The organism is Ereboglobus sp. PH5-10 (genome assembly GCF_029504735.1).
Classification (GTDB): Bacteria; Verrucomicrobiota; Verrucomicrobiia; order Opitutales; family Opitutaceae; genus Ereboglobus.
Genome location: NZ_JAQFIP010000004.1, coordinates 100,352 through 117,040, shown reverse-complemented (window position 1 = coordinate 117,040; position 16,689 = coordinate 100,352). Strand labels below are relative to the sequence as shown.

Below are 16,689 nucleotides of genomic sequence, written 5' to 3'. Positions count from 1 at the left end.
AACGAAACTCGGCCTTGGGTTATTGGCTGTTTTCGGGCTAGGCTCTTTTCTTTTTCAGGTAACGGCGCAAAATCAGCGTTCCGGCAATAATAACCATAAGATATAGCAACTGCTGGGCCGCCGTTTCGAACGGTAGTATGAATGAGCCTATGCCATAAATATAGAATGGTATCACAAACCAAAGCAATCTGCGCACCCAAAGCGGCCATCTTTTTTTGGGTTTTTGGGAGTCAGGCGACGCGGACATTGCTTTTCTTATGTCAAAGAGATTACTCCGCCGACTCCGTCGCGTTGGACTGAATGAAAACATTGCTGCGCACATCCTCAACAGCAACGCCGCCCTCGTCGGCGAGTGAACGTTCAGCCTCGTTGATGGCGTCAAGCAGGGCTGGTGTTTCCGGCCAGAGTTTCGAGTCGAGCCACGCCGCAAGCTGACGTTGCGCATCGACGGATAGTTTCTCAATGGCGGCCTCGATTTCGACAACGGTGGACATGCCCGAACACTGCCTCAAACCCTCCATTTGTCGAGAGGAAGAACTTGGATGGAAAAGACAGAAAGGCGCAGGATCAACAACGCGCGATCCGACCCCGTTTTGCTATTCCGCCTTCTCTTCATATAAAATCCAACCATCAGATGGAACATCTTCAATAAGTAACCATACGTTGTTTCTTTTCTCGATGCGGAATACATGTCGTTTCCCGTCTTTTGATGATACGAATTTTATCTTCTTATCGTTAAGTCCCCACCCAGTGTGATATATGTTCCTTGTTTTCCAATTTGCAGGCGAACTCTTATCAAGCTCCGAGCATACGATTTCTACGCATGAGCCGTCACGGAAAATGCCAACCATGTAGCCATCAGACTGATTCTTATCTGATACAAATAGCGTTCCGTGCTCGCCAATTAAGAAGGGAGGGTTTTCCGGCTGGGGCGCGCAGCCGACTAAGATGACGATGAAGCAAACCCAAATATGCCGCATATTTTAGTTCAACCGGTTATTGGATTACACTGCGTTGTGCAACCCTTTCAGGGTTGTGTATCAAAAAACAAAATACCCAGGGTAGGCTCCGTTGTCGCCGACCCTGGGCTAAGTTGTGAAACCCCTTTGGGGTTTAATCATTCATGCTTACTCTTACTCCGATTTACTCCAACTCACTCCGACGACGCCGGCGCTGGCGGGGTCGTCGGCGCGTTGGGTTGGAAGAAGGTTAGCTTTTCGCCGTCGCGTTTTATTTCCACGGGCGCGCCGTCCTTGATGTCGCCTCGCAGGATCGCCTCGGCGAGCGGGTCTTCCAAATAATGCTCCACGGCGCGGCGCAGCGGGCGCGCGCCATATTTTTCATCGTAGCCTTTTTCAACGAGCAACAGTTTTGCCGCGTCGTCAAAGACGAGGTCGATTTTGCGCTCCACAAGGCGTTTCGCGAATTTCGCGACTTCGATGTCCACGATTTTCGTGATGTCGTCCTTGTTGAGCGGACGGAAGAAGATGATGTCCGAAATGCGGTTCAGGAACTCGGGACGGAAAACGCGCTTCGCTTCCTCAAGGACTTTTTCGCGCATTTTCTCATGGTCGCTGATGCCGCTGGTGGCGGCGGCGAAGCCCATCGAGGTCTGGCGTTGCAGGAGCGAGGCACCGACGTTCGAGGTCATGATGATGATGGTGTTTCGGAAATCCACGCTGCGGCCCATCGCGTCGGTGAGGCGTCCGTCCTCAAGGATTTGGAGGAGGATTTGCAGCACGTCGGGGTGCGCTTTTTCCACTTCGTCGAAGAGGATGACGGCGTAGGGTTTGCGTCGCACGGCCTCGGTGAGCTGGCCGCCCTCGTCGTAACCGACATAGCCGGGGGGCGAGCCGATGAGGCGCGAGACGGCGTGCTTTTCCATGTATTCGCTCATGTCGATCTGGATGAGCGCGTCCTGGTTGCCGAACATTTGTGCGGCGAGTTGCTTGGCGGTCTCGGTTTTGCCGACGCCGGTGGGGCCGACAAACATGAAGCTGCCGATGGGGCGGCGCGGGTCCTTGAGGTCGGCGCGGGAGCGGCGCAGTGCGCGCGCGATGGCGCTGGCGGCGGGGTCCTGGCCGATGACGACTTTCTGAATTTCGGTTTCGAGCGTGAGGAGTTTTTCGCTGTCTTTTTTCTCCATGCGCGTGAGCGGAATGCCGGTCCAGTCGGCGACGACCTGCATCATGAGGTCCTCGCCGATTTCAACGCGTTTTTCGTCGCGGGATTTTTTCCAGTCGGCGAGGATTTGCTCCTGCTTGGCGCGGAGTTGTTTTTCCTGGTCGCGGAATTTGGCGGCTTCCTCGAATTGCTGGCCGGCGATGGCGGCTTCCTTTTGTTTGCACGTTTCCTCGATTTCCTTGGTGAGAGCCTCGATGTCGGGCGGGCGGACCATGTTGGCGATGCGGGCGCGCGAGCCGGCTTCGTCCATGACGTCGATGGCCTTGTCGGGGAGGAAGCGACCGGTGATGTAGCGGTCGGAGAGCTTGACGGCGGCCTCGAGTGATTTGTCGGTGAAGATGGCCTTGTGGTGATCCTCGTATTTGCCGCGGATGCCCTTGAGGATGGTGATGGTATCCTCGATGGAGGGCGGCTCGACTTTCACGGACTGGAAGCGGCGGTCGAGAGCGCTGTCCTTCTCGATGTATTTGCGGTATTCGTTGAGCGTGGTGGCGCCGATGCACTGGAGCTCGCCGCGCGAGAGGGCGGGCTTGAAGATGTTGGAGGCGTCCATCGCGCCCTCGGCGGCGCCGGCTCCAACGATGGTGTGGAGTTCGTCGATGAAGAGGATGACGTTCTTGGCGCGGCGGATTTCGTCCATGACGGCCTTGATGCGTTCCTCGAACTGGCCGCGGTATTTGGTGCCTGCAACCATGAGCGCGAGGTCGAGGCCGATGATCTTTTTGTCCATGAGGATTTCAGGGACAATGCCGTTGGCGATTTCGAGGGCGAGACCCTCGACGATGGCGGTTTTGCCGACGCCTGCCTCGCCGATGAGGACGGGATTGTTTTTCGTGCGGCGGCAGAGGATCTGGATGACGCGGCGGATTTCATTCTTGCGGCCGACGACGGGGTCGAGCTCGCCTTTGCGGGCGAGTTCGGTGAGGTCGCGTCCGAATGCCTTGAGCGCGGGTGTCTTGACTTCCTTTTTGTCCTCGGGGGCGCCGCCGGGGCGTTGCGGGGAGCCCGCGCCGGCTTCCTCGGGTGTGCCGGCTTCGCCCGCGGAGGAGCCCGCGCCACCGGTGAAGTTGGGATCGAGTTCGCGAAGGATTTCGTTGCGGGTGCGCTCGATGTCGATGTCGAGCGACTTGAGGACGCGGGCGGCGACGCCCTCGCCTTCGCGCAGGAGGCCGAGGAGGAGATGCTCGGTGCCGACGTAGGAGTGGTTGAGCGTCTTGGCTTCCTTGCCGGCGAGCGCGAGGACTTTTTTCACGCGGGGCGTGTAGGGGATGTTGCCGGCGCTTTTGCCGTCGGTGCCGACGCCGACCTGTTTCTCGACCGCGCCGCGGACGGTTTCGAGGTCGAGGCCCATTTTCTGGAGCACGCTGACGGCGACGCCCTGGCCGAGTTTGATGAGGCCGAGGAGGAGGTGTTCGGTGCCGACGTAGTTGTGTTGGAAGCGGTCGGCCTCCTTGCGCGCAAGTGCGAGGACCTGGGTGGCGCGGGGAGTGAAGTTGTTCATTGGTTCCATGCTGAAATTTTCGATTTTGGATTTTGGATTTTCGATTGGGAGCCGCTGCTCCTAAGGGGAAATCTGTGGCGTATGGTTTTGCTCGCGCGTGTTATTGGTGAAAAGGATTGGCTATTTCAGGGCGAGTTGCAGGGCTTGTGCGAAAACTTCGACGAATTGCCAGGCGGGTGATTGTTTCTTCAAGGTTTCGGCCTCGGCTTGTTGCTTTTTCCGCGCGCGCGGCATTGTCCACGAAGGCCGCCGCTTCCGCAAGTTGGGATGCCTCGGGTGTGGTTGCGGCGCGCGGCGCGCCGATACAACCGGCGGCGAGCGTGCCGACAACGAGAAGCATGATGATGGCGCTGGTTTTCATGGTGGTGAGGTTAGTTTTGCGAGGGGGCGGTGTCGGGTTCGGGCGGCGGCTCTTCGATGGCGGGAATGAAGTTGGGCGGCGCGAAGTCGGCGAAGGCGGCGCGGGTTTGGGCGGCGCGGAGCGTGTCGCGGAGGGCGGGTTCGATTTGGGCCTGGCCTGCGTTGTTCTGGATGTGGCCGGGCTGGCTTTCGATAAAGAGGCGGTCGACGAGCGGGCGTCCCGAGTCGGGGAAGATGCCGAGGTCGATGCCGAGGCGCACGAGCGAGAGGAGGTTCATCGCCTCGCTGGAGGTGAGCAGGTGCGCGTTTTGGAGGATGCCGTAGGCGCGGCCGATTTTGTCGAAGAGTTTGGAGGAGTCGTTTTCGATGAGGCGGGCGCGGGCGTTGAGCTCGTGCTCGACGATGGAGCTGAGCACGGCGGAGAGGCGCTTGATGATTTGCTCCTCGGATTCGCCGAGCGTGGTTTGGTTGGAGATTTGGAAGATGGAGCCAGAGGCGTCGGAGCCTTCGCCGAACTGGCCGCGCACGACGATGCCGAGCTGGTTGACGGCGCGGACGACTTTTTCCATGTGACCGCCGATGACGAGGGCGGGGAGGTGCATCATGGCGGAGGCGCGTAGGCCGGTGCCGACGTTGGTCGGGCAGGCGGTGAGGTAGCCGAGGGTGGGCGAGAAGGCGTATTCGAGCGCGTCCTCGATGGCGGTGTCGAAGGCGTTGATGGCGGCCCAGGTTTTTTTGAGCTGGAAGCCGGCGCGGAGAAACTGGATGCGCAGGTGATCCTCCTCGTTGATCATGACGGAGCAGGTTTGATCGCCGCTGATCATGGCGGCGGCGCCGTCGGGCGAGGCGGAGAGCTCGCGCGAGATGAGGTGGCGTTCGACGAGGATTTGTTTCTGAAGGTCGGAGAGGTCGGAGATCGCGAGGTCGTAGGCCGGTTGCATCAACGGGAGGCTGCCGATGGTTTGCCGGCATGCGGCGCGGATTTCGGCGCGTTCGTCGGGGCTGGCGCGTCCGGGGAAGCGGTGGGAGGCGAGATTGCGCGCGAGGCGGATGCGCGTCATCATGACGATGGCGCATTTGCTGGAGGCGGTGTCGGTGAGGTCGGACGGCGTGGCGATGAGACTGCCAAACGTCATTGGTTTGGCGGTCGCGGCGGCCTTCGCGGTCTTAGCTCGCGGCTTCCTGTTTCCCGTAGGTTTGTTTGACTTGGGCGATTTCATCGCGGTAGCGGGCAGCGTCCTCGTAGCGTTCGTCCTTGATGGCGCTGGCCAGTGTGAGTTCGAGTTGTGAAAGGCGGTCGTGGTATTCCTTGCGCGCGGCGGCGTGGCGGGGAACCTTGCCGGTGTGCGCGGTGCCCTTGTGCATGCCGTCGAGCATGGGGCCGAGCATTTGTTTGAAGGTTTCGTAACAGTGGGGGCAGCCGAAGCGGCCCGTTTTCTTGAAGTCGGCCTCGGTGAAGCCGCATTTTTCGCAACGAAGCGTGAGGCCTGATTCGGGAGCGGAGGCAGTCGGTTCGGATGTGGCCTTGGGCGGGAAAAGATCGAGGGGGAGCTCAAATCCTGCGAGTGTGGTGATGCCTTTTTCCTGGGCGCACGCCTCGCAGAGATCGACCTTATGCACTTTATTGTTAAGGATTTGAGTAAAGTGCACGGTTGCGGGTTTTCCGCAGGAGACGCATTTGAGCTGATTGGCCATGATTGGAATATAACACGTTTGTCGATGGTATCGACAAGAAGGATTCAAAAAATGTTCTAAATTGTGTGGTGAGCGCGATATGAAAAGAGATTCGATGGGTGAGTGTGTCGATTGTCGTTTTTGGCTGTTGCAGTCTTTATGCCATGACGATTCAGGCAAGCGATATGCTGGACGCATGGGGAAAATATTGGTTGCCCATGCCGAACCGTAAAAAACGCGGGACGTCCGCGCACAGTGTGACAACACCGATGCGCCACAATGTCCCAGACGGCCTTTGTTGATGAATCGTGTTTGTGCGCGATCATCAACATAAACGATACGGAGTAGAGATAACGGTTTCGAATACCCGAATCCCAAGTTTCAAGGAGCCGCAAAACCATGAACCCCATGCGGTCAATGGGACCGATGGGGTTCGTGTGCGGGAGTTGAAAATCGTTTTTGGGCTCAGAAAATACCCAGGAACTTCCTTTTCTTTTTCTTGGGGGTTTGGGTGGCCTTGGCGGCGGCGACTTCGACTTCCTCCAGGCGTTTGCGCGCGCGGGCGGCGATGTCGGAATCGGGGAAGACGGTGATGGCTTCGTTGTAGAACACGCGCGCGGCTTTGTAGTTGGCGCGTTTCTTGAAGTAGAAATCGGCGATGTTAATTTTGCTCTGGGCCATGATTTCCTTCATCTTGCGAAGGCCTTTTTCCGCTTGGATGATGTGGGGGTCGTTGGGATAGAGGATCATGAAATCCTCGTAGTAGGTGACGGCTTCCTTGGTCGCGCCCTGGTCGTAATCGGCGCCGTCAACGAGCGAGGCGTAGATGTCGGCGATTTTGATGTAGGCCTCGGGCGTGAGGGTGCTGTGGCCGTAGTTGTTGATGAGGCGGTCGAGGGCGTAGAGGGATTCGTTGGTGTTGCCGATGCGCTGGTGGCCGGCGGCGATGTGCATGAGGCAGAGCGGGGCGTATTCGGAATAGGGGGCGTTGAAGAGGATGGTCTCAAAATACTGGATGGCTTTTTCGCGGTTGGTGAAGCCGGGGAATATCCAGAGGAATGGGCTGCGGGCGCCGTTGAGGTAGGCGGCGGCGATTATGTATTGCTCGCCGATGATCTGGTTGAATCGGGTGGTGTTGGGGTAGCGGCTGACAACGGTCTGGTAGTCGGTGAAGGCTTTTGGAAATTCGTTTCTCTCAAAGCGGAGCGTGGCGGCGCGATACATGGCCTCGGGGGCGTAGATGGAATTGCCGTAGCGTTTGCCAACGCGTTCGTAACTTTTAATGGCGTCCTTGGTCTTGCCGGCCTCCTCCTCCTTGCGCGCGGCGTTCATGAGGGCGAGGGCGTTGCGTCCATCGGGGCCGGTGAGTCCGGTAAGGATGCCGCCTTCGGATTTCCAACCGGTTTCGGGTGTCCACACGAGGTCGGCGGCGATGCCGAGGGGCGCTGCGATGAGGGTGATGAGTGCGAGGGCAAGAAGCGTGCGGAGGCGTGTGGCGGTGTGGTTGGACATGTTGAGAGTGGATTACCAGCGAACAAGAGCGGAGCCATAGGTCAAGCCCGCTCCGAATGCGAGAAAAAGTGTCAGGTCGCCCGGGTGGACGCGTCCGGAGCGGCGCGCCTCGTCGAGCGCGATGGGGATGGAGGCGGCGGAGGTGTTGCCGTAGCGGTCGAGGTTCACGTAAACGCGGTCGCGGGTGTAGTTGAGATTTCTGGCGATGGCATCAATGATGCGGTGGTTCGCCTGGTGCGGAATGACAAGGGAGATTTGATCGGTGGCCAGGTTGTGTTGTTCCAAAATTTCACGCGCGGCGCGTTCCATTTCACGGACGGCGATTTTGAAGACTTCCTTGCCGTGCATCTGGATGTAGTGCTGGCGTTCGGCGTGGTTTTCCGGGGTGAGGGGGCGCAGCGAGCCGCCGACGGGGATGCGGAGGAGTTCGGTGTCGGGGGTGCAGTAGAGGCGCACGCCGAGGATTTCGGGGGGGAGGGTGTGGGCGCGTTTTGGGGAAAAGTGCAGGCCGGCGAAGGTGGCGCGGCGGGCGCGGGTTTTGCCGAGGACTGCGGCGCCGGCGCCGTCGCCGAAGAGCACGCAGGTGTTGCGGTCCTTCCAGTCAAGGATGGAGGAGATTTTTTCGGCGCCGATGATGAGGGCGTGTTTGTAGCGGCCGCTGGAGAGCATGGCCCAGGCGGTGTCGAGGGCGTAGAGGAAGCCGGTGCAGGCGGCGTTGAGGTCGAAACCGGGGGTGCCGTTTTTGATGCCGAGTTTCTGCATCACGAGGGTGGCGCAGGCGGGCATGCGGAGGTCGGGGGTGAGGGTGGCGACGATCACGAGGTCGATGTCGGCGGGGGTGAGCCCGGCGTCGGTGAGGGCGCGGCGGCCGGCGACGGCGGCGAAGTCGGAGGTGGCCTCGCCTTCCGATGCGACGTGGCGGGATGAGATGCCGGTGCGGGTGCGTATCCACTCGTCGGTGGTGTCGAGGCCGCGGCGGGCGAGCTCGTTGTTGGTGATGATGTTTGCCGGGGCGCAAGAGCCGGTGCCGAGGATGGCGATGGCGCCGCGGGCGATGGCGGCCTCGAGGGGCGTTTGGCTGGCGTAGGCGGCGGTGTTGTTGTTGGCGTCGGGCATGGAGGGTGCGTTGGTAAAGTTTGCGGTTTACGGATTACAATTCGCAGTTGGGCGCGGGCGCGCTCATTCGGTGTGATGGCACCGCGGCCGCGTCGCGCTCAGGCTTCGCCGGCGTTTTCAATGAGGGCTTGCGCCCGCGCGATGTCGTTTTCGATGAGCTGGTTGATGTCGGTTTTGATCATCTCGCTTGCATCGAAGATCGCATTTTTGAGGGCCTGGCGGTTTGCCGAGCCGTGAGCTTTGACCACAACCCCCTTGACGCCGAGGAGCGGCGCGCCGCCGTAGCGTTCGGGCTTCACGCGTTCGCGGAGTTCTCCGAAGGCGCCTTTGGCGAGGAGCGCCCCGAGTTTGCGAACGGGGTTGGCCATGAGGTTGCATTTGAGTTCGGTTGTGAAAAATTTGGCGAGTGATTCCCAGCTTTTGAGACAGATGTTGCCGACAAAGCCGTCGCAAACGACGACGTCGATGGCTTGTCGGTGTTCGCCGCCGTTCGTGAAGATTTGGAAGCCTTCGACGGGGCCGGCGTAGTTGATGAGGTCGCCGAGGCGTTTGAGCGCCTCGTGGGTTTGTGTGATGAGAGCGTTGCCCTTGCCTTCCTCGGTGCCGATGGTGAGCAGTCCGACGCGCGGTTTTTCGATGCCGAATTCGAGGCGCGAAAAGTGCGAGCCCATGATGGCGTTGTGCACGAGGTGCCCGGGTTTTGCCTCGGGGTTGGCCCCGGCGTCGATGAGAACAAAGTGGCCGCCGTCGCGCGGGATGATGGCGGAGAGCGCGGCGCGATCCGCGCCCTTGAGCGTGCGGAGCTTGATGATGCTCGCGCCGACGAGGCAGCCGGTGTTGGCGCAACTGACGACGGCGCGGGCGGCCCCGAGCTTGACGAGTTCGATGGCGCGAATGGTCGAGGCGTCTTTTTTCTTTTTCAGGACGACGAGGGGCTTGTCGTCCATGGTGATAACTTCCGATGCGTGGAAATAGGAGAGCTTGGGGTGGTTGTCGAGGCCGGCCTCGGCGACGTGTTTGCGCACGATTGCCTCGTCGCCGACGAGGGTGACGGGCGAGATGTCGGGAAACTCGGCCAGGGCGAGCTTAACGGCGGCAACGACTTCGGCTGGGCCGAGGTCACCCCCCATCGCGTCCACTGCTATGCGGTTGACGCGCTCTATGGGCGGCACAGTTTGCGCTGCCGTGGGAATTGCGGCTTCCATCGCAGGCGGATGGAGTTGCGAAAAGTCGCGGGTCAGACCTCGACGTTGAGGACTTGACGGCCGCGATACATGCCGTTGTTCGGGTTGACGCGGTGGGGGCGGAACGCGGTGCCGTCGGTCGGGTCGGTCGCGTATTGCGGAGCCTTGAAGGCGTTGGCGGAGCGACGGAGCGCGCTGCGACGCTTGGATTGTTTGCGTTTCGGATTAGCCATGATGAAAAGTGGGTTGGTCGTTGAGTGTTTTGTAAGAGGGCGCGGAAGTTTTCCGGGCGCTTGGAAGTTGTGTGAAGGCGAGGGAGTAAAAGGCGCGAAGCCGCGGCGTCAAGCGTCTTGGTGGGTGGAAATCAATGGTTTTGCAGCGGTTAAAGACTTGCGTTTTTCGATCCGCCACAGGACGAGCGTGGCAATCAACGCGCCCAAAGTGGCCAGCATCATGTCTTTCTGCGCGTCCCAGATGTCGCCTTGGGAGCCGTTGTAGGCGAGGCCGAGTTCGCTGCCGAAAACCTCGGCCGCGGCCCACTCTATGAGTTCGTAAACCATTGATGTGGACATGATAAGATTGAGCGGCACGAAGTGGCTCCAAAAGCCGCGCTTGATGGGCGAAACCGCCGTCATGAATTCGCGTATGGGCGCTAGAAACAGGAGCCCGTAAAGAAAATGCACCATGCGATCGAAGTGGTTGCGCCCGGGCCAAACACCATCGTGGGGCAGGGGGGCGCCGGTGATCGACGCCCACCATTCGCGGTAGGGCACCTCGGAGTAAGTCCAGTGCGCGCCGATTGCGTTGATGCAGAAAAACACAAAAAGCACCGTCCAGCTGGTGAGCGAAAAGATGGATAAAAACCGCCGGCGAAACACCATGAACAAAACGATCAGTATAAAAACGAGTCCGTTTTCAAGAATCCAATCCTGCGGATAATGCGCGCCAATGCCCGATCGCACCGTGACGGCGATAAACATCAGAAGGAGCGCCAAAATATAGCGCGAACGAAATGCCGGTGTGCTCATGTGTTTGTGATTCGCGAAAGTGAAGCAGATCAACGGCGCGTGTCGAGCGGCGCGATTTTTTTATCTTTTCGTTCGGGTGTAATTGCGAATGGTGACAAAGCGCAAAGAAACCATCCTTTGGAGTGCGGTGGCAAAGCGAAGCGGCGACACCGCCTTGAACGATTTGCGTCCGGTGAAAATCTTACGCTATTCAAAGCGGTGTCGCCGGTCGCTTGCGCTCCCTCTGCCACCGCACTCCAAAATAATCCCGCTTCGTCGCGTATTCCTCCAAACTGCCACCAATCGCAATTACACCCTTTCCGTTTCGCGCGCAAAGCGCGCGCTTACAAAAACGGACGCATTTTCATGCGTCCGTTTTACTGTATTATATACTGTTATATATTTCTGCGTATCAAAACGCCTTTCCGTTGGCCTTGGTGCCGCAGAGGCTGACTTCAATGCCGAGTTCGGCGGCGAGCGCGGCTTTGGCATACATCGCCATGTCGGCGTCCTTCGCGGATTTTGCGTAGGCGACTTGGATGTGGTTGGCCTTGTGGCGGGCCATCATTTGGTCGCGCGTCACACCGTAGGTCACGGCGTGCATGATCGGCCACACATTTGAGGTGGCGTCCCAGCGGCGCTGCGTTTCCTCGGCGGGGAGCTCGACGACTTTTGCGCGGCCGAGGTCCATTTTGAGTTTTCCGTTTTCAACAAACACGCGGCTCCAGACGATTTCACCCGGCTTGGCGATGCCGCGCAGCGTCGAGCCGCCGAGGCGGAAATACCACTTGCTTTGGCGCCAGCCGTCGCTGCCAGCCCAGCCGCCGATGTGGTGCTCCGCGGGCGCGCCTCCGGAGATAAGATACACCCACACGTAGTCCTTGACCGTGCCGCTCTTGTCCCAATCGCCCCAGCGAAGATCGTGCAGCGTGTTTTCGACGGGCTGGTCGAGCGCCTTGTGGACGCGGTTCGTGAGCAAGCCGTCGAGGCCGGCGCACTCGTCAACCTCGTTGAAATGCGGAATCGGCTCGCCGGCGCGAATGACCTTGCCCGCGGCGTTTTTCACCGGCGGGCGGTCGGAGCTGTTCAGCGTGCCCTCGACGAGATCGGACGCGGGAATCAAGTCCTTCAATCCCTGCTGGTATTGGATGCCGATGGCCTCGCAGCCGAATTCGTCGGCGATGCGGCACGCGGCGATATACATTTTGCACTGCCAGATGACCTGGCTCTCGGTGAGATCGTTTTCCTCGTCGGAGCCGAAGTGGAACGTGAAGCCTTTTTTCCTATACCAATTAAAAACCTCGCGCGCCTCGGCGTCGCTCACCTGCGTCGCGCCGTAGTAGAGCGCGGATTGCGAGAGGCGCTCCTTGTAGACGCCGGTCGAGAAAAGTAGCTCGTCGGGAATGATCGCGTTATACATGCCCATGCAGCCCTCGTCGAAAACGCCCATGATCGATTTGCGCGTGCGCAGATCGGCGGCGATTTTTTTCGCAACGGCCCTCGCCTTCGCGGGCACGGCGCATTTGGCGAGCGGCTTGACGTGCGAGGTCTTGTGCCTGGTGACGCCGGTCGCGAGCCACTCCTTGAGATGCGAGAGGAAATATTCGTCGTCGAAGTTTTCGCTCCAGAGCGTGGAATATTTTTTGCCGGCCTTGGTGAGGCCGCCGTTGAGGTTGAGCATGCCGACGAGGCCGGGCCACTGGCCGGACCAGTTCGCGACGGTGAGGATCGGCCCCTGGTGCGAGATGAGCCCCGGCAGCACGTGGTGCGAATACTGCCACACGGACTCGGCGACGATGAGCGGCGCCTTCGGGTCGAGCCTGGCGAAAATCTCCATGCCCTCCCTTTGCGAGGCGATGAAGCCGTGCTTGAGCGCGGGTTTGTAGGGATGCGCTCGCGAGAGTTTGCAACCGAGTTTGGCGAGGCAGGCGGTGAGCTGTTTTTCCATGGCGGCCTGCGCGGGCCAGCAGGTTTCGTTGGCGGACTGGCGAAGGTCGCCGGAGGCGACGAGGAGGACGGTCTTCATTTTTGAGGCGGGTTTCTTTTTCATGGAAATCAATGGGGGTTAATTAAAAGGGATGGACTAAATTGGCAAAAAGTCGCTGCGATTGGCAGGTTATTATTTTGGTGTTGCGGAAACGGCGCGGGGAGAATTTTGCCGCACAATCTGGTGTGGAGCGACGCAGGGAGGTTCGGGCGGAAAACCTGTCGCTTGTCTTTCCGTTCGCCCGCGCAATAATCCGCGTCCTGTGAACGCCACTCTCCACAAGACGGCAGCTTATGTCGCACTCGTCGCCGGGCTCGCCGCCTGCTACTGGGTCAATAGCGCGTGGGCGTTGCTCATCGGGATCGTGATCGGCCTTGCGCAACTCAATCCCGTTCCCCAACTCACAAAACCCCTCTCGACGAAACTTCTCCAGGCGTCCGTCATCGGGCTCGGCGCGGGCATGAATCTCGCCGTCCTCATCCGCGTCGGCGCAAGCGGCGTCCTCTACACCATCGTCGGCATCGCGCTTGCGTTTGCCCTCGGAATTTTTCTCGGGCGCCGCGCAAAAGTTCCGCGCGACATCACCTTGCTCATCACCGGCGGCACGGCGATTTGCGGCGGCAGCGCCATCGCCGCCATCGCCGGCGTCATCCGGCCAAAATCCGAGGACGCCACCGTCGCCCTCGCCACGGTTTTCCTGCTCAACGCGGCCGCGCTCTTCATCTTTCCCGCGCTCGGACATTTTTTCAAACTTGACCCGCAAGCCTTCGGCCTCTGGTCCGCGCTCGCCATCCACGACACCAGCTCCGTTGTCGGCGCCGCCGGCAATTACGACCCCGAGTCGCTTCCCGTCGCGACAACCGTCAAGCTCACCCGCGCCCTCTGGATCGCGCCGCTCTCCCTCGTCATCGGCTGGGCGGTTTCCCGCAACAGGAACAAGGATGCCGCCGCGACACGCCGCCGCCCGCCGATCCCGTGGTTTATCTTTGGCTTCATCGCCGCCGCCGCCGTTGTCACCTGGATTCCTCCGCTGGCCGACGCGGGGAGGGAGGTGGCCGCCTTCGCGCGACGGCTGCTTGTTCTCACGCTTTTTCTTATCGGCGCAAACCTGACGCCCGCCGCGCTCCGCGCCGTCGGTGTCCGCCCGCTTGTCCTCGGCGTCACCCTGTGGTTCGCCGTTTCCGCGCTCACGCTTCTCGCTATCAACTTTGGCTGGATTCGGTGAGGGATTTTTCCGCCCGCCGGCATCATGGCATTGGGGGATGGAGGCTCCTTTTATTTCGGTCGCATTTTGAGGTGGGGCGTTCCTAGCTAAGTAACAGTTTGATACTGTCCCGGTGAGCCGGGAATGTTGCGGCTCAGCCGGAGGCTTCGCTCTACCAAAAGGCAGTTTCTCACGACAATTTAAACCGAAACAGCCGCGCTATGCCAGGTGGCCGGCGGCGATGGCATCGGCGAGCATTTTTTCGGCGTAGGCCCAGAGGGTTGCCGAGCCTTCGGCGATGTGTTTGTTGCGTGCGATGACGCGGTCGCTCGTGATGCCGTGCTTTTTCCACGCGGCGCCCTCGGTCAGGCAGTTGAGAAGCATGGGCTGGAAACGGTCAACGGCGGCGGCGAATTTCGCCTCGGGCGTTTCGCGCGCCTCGAACTCGTCCCAGAGCGCGCGGTATTCGGCGTTTTGCGGCGCGGGGAGCATGCCAAAAATGCGGTCGGCGGCGACGGCTTCGCGCTCGTGCTGGTCGGCCATGCCGGCGGTGTCGTAGGCGAAGGTGTCGCCCGCGTCGATTTCGACGAGGTCGTGGATGGTGACCATTTTCAGGACGCGCAGGAGATCGATGCCGGGCGTGTTGCTGTGCTCGGCGAGGATCACGACGAGAAGCGCGAGATGCCATGAGTGCTCGGCGTCGTTTTCGGCGCGGCGGCTTTGCGTGCAGATGGTCTGGCGGAAAATTTCCTTGAGTTTGTCGGCTTCGATAATGAAGCGGATTTGTTGGGTTATGCGCGCGAGATCCATGAGGGGAAAGGCTGAAAAACTGAAAGGCTGAAGGACTGAAAGAGCGTCAGTCAGATCGGGCTGATTTGCCTGATCTGACCGATGGCAGAAGGCGCAATTATTCGGCGGCGGCTTTGCGGGTTTGGCGCGCCTTGAGGCTGGTGATGAGGTAGTTGTCGGGGCCGGCGTCCTTGTAGGCGGTATACCAGAGGTCGCCGAGCATTTTGGCGCCGCGAAGGAGTTGGTTTTCGAGGAGCGCGCGGCCTTCCTTGGACTGCGGTTGCGCGGGGTCGAGCTTGCCGGCTTTTTCGTAGATGTAGATTTGCTCGACGGCGGGGAGCTGACCCTCGATGTAGGCGAGGATTTGCACGAAGATCGGGTCGCGTCCGGCGGGGTCGTCGGGGGCGTTGGAGAGGCGCTCGGCGGGCTTGGCGCGGTCGGCGATCATGGCGGCGTCGATGCCGCCGGTTTTGTTGAAGAGTCCGCTGTCGATCCAGCTGTGGATGGTGCGCGCGCGTGTGTAACCGTTGGGGTTGGGGCCGGCCCAGCCGTTGAAGTGTTTCGTGACGTGGAGCGGCTGGCATCCGTCGCCGACGTAGTGGCCCATGGTGCCCATGACGTAGAGGATGTTGGCCTTGGCCTGCGCGATTTCCTCGGCGGTGCCGCCGTGCTCCTCGAAGGCTTTCAGGTAGGAGAAGCCGGACTTGAGCTTGCCGTAGTTTTCGGCGATGGCCCAGGGAATGAATCCGGGGTAGGCGCGCGTGGCGTCGCGGTTTCGGACGGGGTCGATTTTGGGGAGCTTGTCGGCGTGGATGTCGCGGGCGCGGGTGAGGTCGCTCACGAAGATGTAGCGGAACTGCGGGAGTTCGCTGAACTTGATGCCGAGCGGTTCGAGGTCCTCGACGTCGAAGAAGTGCTCGATCTGGTTGATGTGGCGGATGGAGGGATCGTAGGAGTTGCGCCAGCGGTCGGGCTCTCCCGCGAGGAAGCCGATGCGTTCGCGCGCCTCGGGCGTGCGGAGGAAGGCGGGCGCGTCGGCGGGCAGCGAGTCGAGCGCGACGAGGTTGATGGCGCGGTGGCCCTCGTAGTCCCACGCGCGCGCCGTGGCGGCGGTGAGAAACGGAAGTGCGAGGAAGGCGGCCAGGGTCACGATGCGGGTGGGTTTTCCGAGAATATGCATGGGGGAATACAAGGCAAATTGCGCGCGGCGCGCGAGCAGAATTGCTGTGACAGAATCGCTGTGCCCCAAACAAACAAAAGGCGCGAAACGCTCCGCTCGCGAGAGGGCGTTCGCCGTTCGCCTTCGGCGCGCGACCGTTCGTGCACTCTTTGTCGCGACGGCGCGTTTGTTTGCCATCAATTGCGCACATCGGCGGCCGGTAACACGGCTTCCTTAAGACACCATAACCTGCTCCGCGCGGGGATTCACGAGAGTCGCCGCGCGGGCCTTAAAATAGAACACAAAGACAGCCATGAAAAAACAAATCGCACTCTCAATCCTAGCAATCGCGTTTGCCGGCTCGGCTTTCGCCCAACTGAGCGGGGATGTCTCGACGCGTCCCGTCAGTTTTTATGTGAAGCCCTCGGTCTTCTGGGTTCCGTCCAACAACGGCCTTGACGACGGTTTCGGCGGAGCGATTTCCAGCGGCGCCATTTTTCACAAGCACCACCAGGTCGGCCTCGACTTCGCCTACTTCGAGGCGGATTACGACAAGGGCCCCGGCAAGATGAAATTCATGCCGCTCACCACCAGCTACCAATACCTGATTCCCTTTGGAAAATGTTTCCAGGCGCGCGCGGGCGTCCATGCCGGCGCGATGTTTGAAAAGAGCAAGGACCAGCCGGGCATCCGCAACAAAAGTCGCACGGCGTTCACCGGCGGCGCGTCGCTCGGGCTCGACTGGGTGATCAACAAAAACGCCTCCCTTGGCGTCGGCGGCAAGTGGATGTATGTTGACGAGACCAACGACCTGCGCGAGCGCAACATGGCCCTCGTGGGACTCAACTGCGCGGTGAGGTTTTAATTTGTCCATCGGTTTCCGCAGCGGTCTTCAGCTGCGTTTGGTATAGCATGGATAGCGCCCGGGCTCCCTCGCAAATTGAGCATTGTAGGAGAGACATAACGCTCAAACGAGTAACAGGAGCCCGGGTAAGCTTTTTTTAGCATGGCA

The 16,689-nt window shown here is 60.2% G+C and carries 15 protein-coding genes; 2 read left to right on the top strand and 13 right to left on the bottom strand.

Annotation, left to right across the window (positions count from 1 at the left end):
• Positions 1-269: 269 nt before the first annotated feature.
• The 11 genes from M2447_RS04890 to M2447_RS04840 all read right to left on the bottom strand — a co-directional run bounded on the left by M2447_RS04890 (position 270) and on the right by M2447_RS04840 (position 12,588).
• Positions 270-494 (bottom strand): hypothetical protein, encoded by a 225-nt coding sequence (locus M2447_RS04890; protein ID WP_277557651.1) that lies wholly within the window; start codon positions 492-494, stop codon positions 270-272.
• 659 nt (positions 495-1,153) lie between these two features.
• A complete protein-coding gene (locus tag M2447_RS04885; RefSeq protein ID WP_343215366.1) occupies positions 1,154-3,694 on the bottom strand; it encodes an ATP-dependent Clp protease ATP-binding subunit in 2,541 nt (846 codons plus the stop codon).
• Between the two features lie 91 nt (positions 3,695-3,785).
• Entirely contained in the window at positions 3,786-4,046 is a 261-nt protein-coding gene (locus tag M2447_RS04880; protein ID WP_277557649.1) for a hypothetical protein, read from the bottom strand.
• Between the two features lie 10 nt (positions 4,047-4,056).
• Positions 4,057-5,181, bottom strand: a complete 1,125-nt coding sequence (locus M2447_RS04875; protein WP_277557648.1) for a protein arginine kinase — start codon at positions 5,179-5,181, stop codon at positions 4,057-4,059.
• Positions 5,182-5,212: 31 nt separating this feature from the next.
• Positions 5,213-5,740 carry a UvrB/UvrC motif-containing protein gene (locus M2447_RS04870; protein ID WP_277557647.1) on the bottom strand — a complete coding sequence of 176 codons (528 nt, stop codon included), beginning with the start codon at positions 5,738-5,740 and terminating at the stop codon, positions 5,213-5,215.
• A gap of 444 nt (positions 5,741-6,184) precedes the next feature.
• Positions 6,185-7,231, bottom strand: coding sequence for an outer membrane protein assembly factor BamD (gene bamD, locus M2447_RS04865; RefSeq protein WP_277557646.1), 1,047 nt, complete (start codon positions 7,229-7,231; stop codon positions 6,185-6,187).
• A 12-nt stretch (positions 7,232-7,243) separates the two neighbouring features.
• A complete protein-coding gene (locus M2447_RS04860) occupies positions 7,244-8,347 on the bottom strand; it encodes a beta-ketoacyl-ACP synthase III (protein WP_277557645.1) in 1,104 nt (367 codons plus the stop codon).
• A gap of 98 nt (positions 8,348-8,445) precedes the next feature.
• Complete coding sequence (plsX, locus tag M2447_RS04855; RefSeq protein WP_277557644.1) at positions 8,446-9,552, bottom strand: phosphate acyltransferase PlsX; 1,107 nt, start codon at positions 9,550-9,552, stop codon at positions 8,446-8,448.
• 32 nt (positions 9,553-9,584) lie between these two features.
• Entirely contained in the window at positions 9,585-9,764 is a 180-nt protein-coding gene (gene rpmF, locus M2447_RS04850; RefSeq protein ID WP_108826504.1) for a 50S ribosomal protein L32, read from the bottom strand.
• A 108-nt stretch (positions 9,765-9,872) separates the two neighbouring features.
• Positions 9,873-10,559: a DUF2238 domain-containing protein gene (locus M2447_RS04845; RefSeq protein ID WP_277557643.1), complete on the bottom strand. Its 687-nt coding sequence runs from the start codon at positions 10,557-10,559 to the stop codon at positions 9,873-9,875.
• 391 nt (positions 10,560-10,950) lie between these two features.
• The gene (locus M2447_RS04840; protein ID WP_277557642.1) at positions 10,951-12,588 is read right to left on the bottom strand and encodes a fucose isomerase; all 1,638 of its coding nucleotides are present in this window, start codon (positions 12,586-12,588) and stop codon (positions 10,951-10,953) included.
• 199 nt (positions 12,589-12,787) lie between these two features.
• Here M2447_RS04840 and M2447_RS04835 point away from each other — a divergent pair, with 199 nt between their 5' ends.
• The gene (locus M2447_RS04835) at positions 12,788-13,750 is read left to right on the top strand and encodes a putative sulfate exporter family transporter (protein ID WP_277557641.1); all 963 of its coding nucleotides are present in this window, start codon (positions 12,788-12,790) and stop codon (positions 13,748-13,750) included.
• A 198-nt stretch (positions 13,751-13,948) separates the two neighbouring features.
• Here the strand turns inward: M2447_RS04835 and M2447_RS04830 are convergent, their stop codons facing one another.
• Complete coding sequence (locus M2447_RS04830; RefSeq protein ID WP_277557640.1) at positions 13,949-14,539, bottom strand: HD domain-containing protein; 591 nt, start codon at positions 14,537-14,539, stop codon at positions 13,949-13,951.
• A gap of 97 nt (positions 14,540-14,636) precedes the next feature.
• Positions 14,637-15,698, bottom strand: coding sequence for a hypothetical protein (locus M2447_RS04825; RefSeq protein WP_277508055.1), 1,062 nt, complete (start codon positions 15,696-15,698; stop codon positions 14,637-14,639).
• A 292-nt stretch (positions 15,699-15,990) separates the two neighbouring features.
• Between M2447_RS04825 and M2447_RS04820 the strand changes: the two genes are divergently transcribed.
• Positions 15,991-16,542: an outer membrane beta-barrel protein gene (locus tag M2447_RS04820; protein WP_277557639.1), complete on the top strand. Its 552-nt coding sequence runs from the start codon at positions 15,991-15,993 to the stop codon at positions 16,540-16,542.
• Positions 16,543-16,689 lie beyond the last annotated feature (147 nt).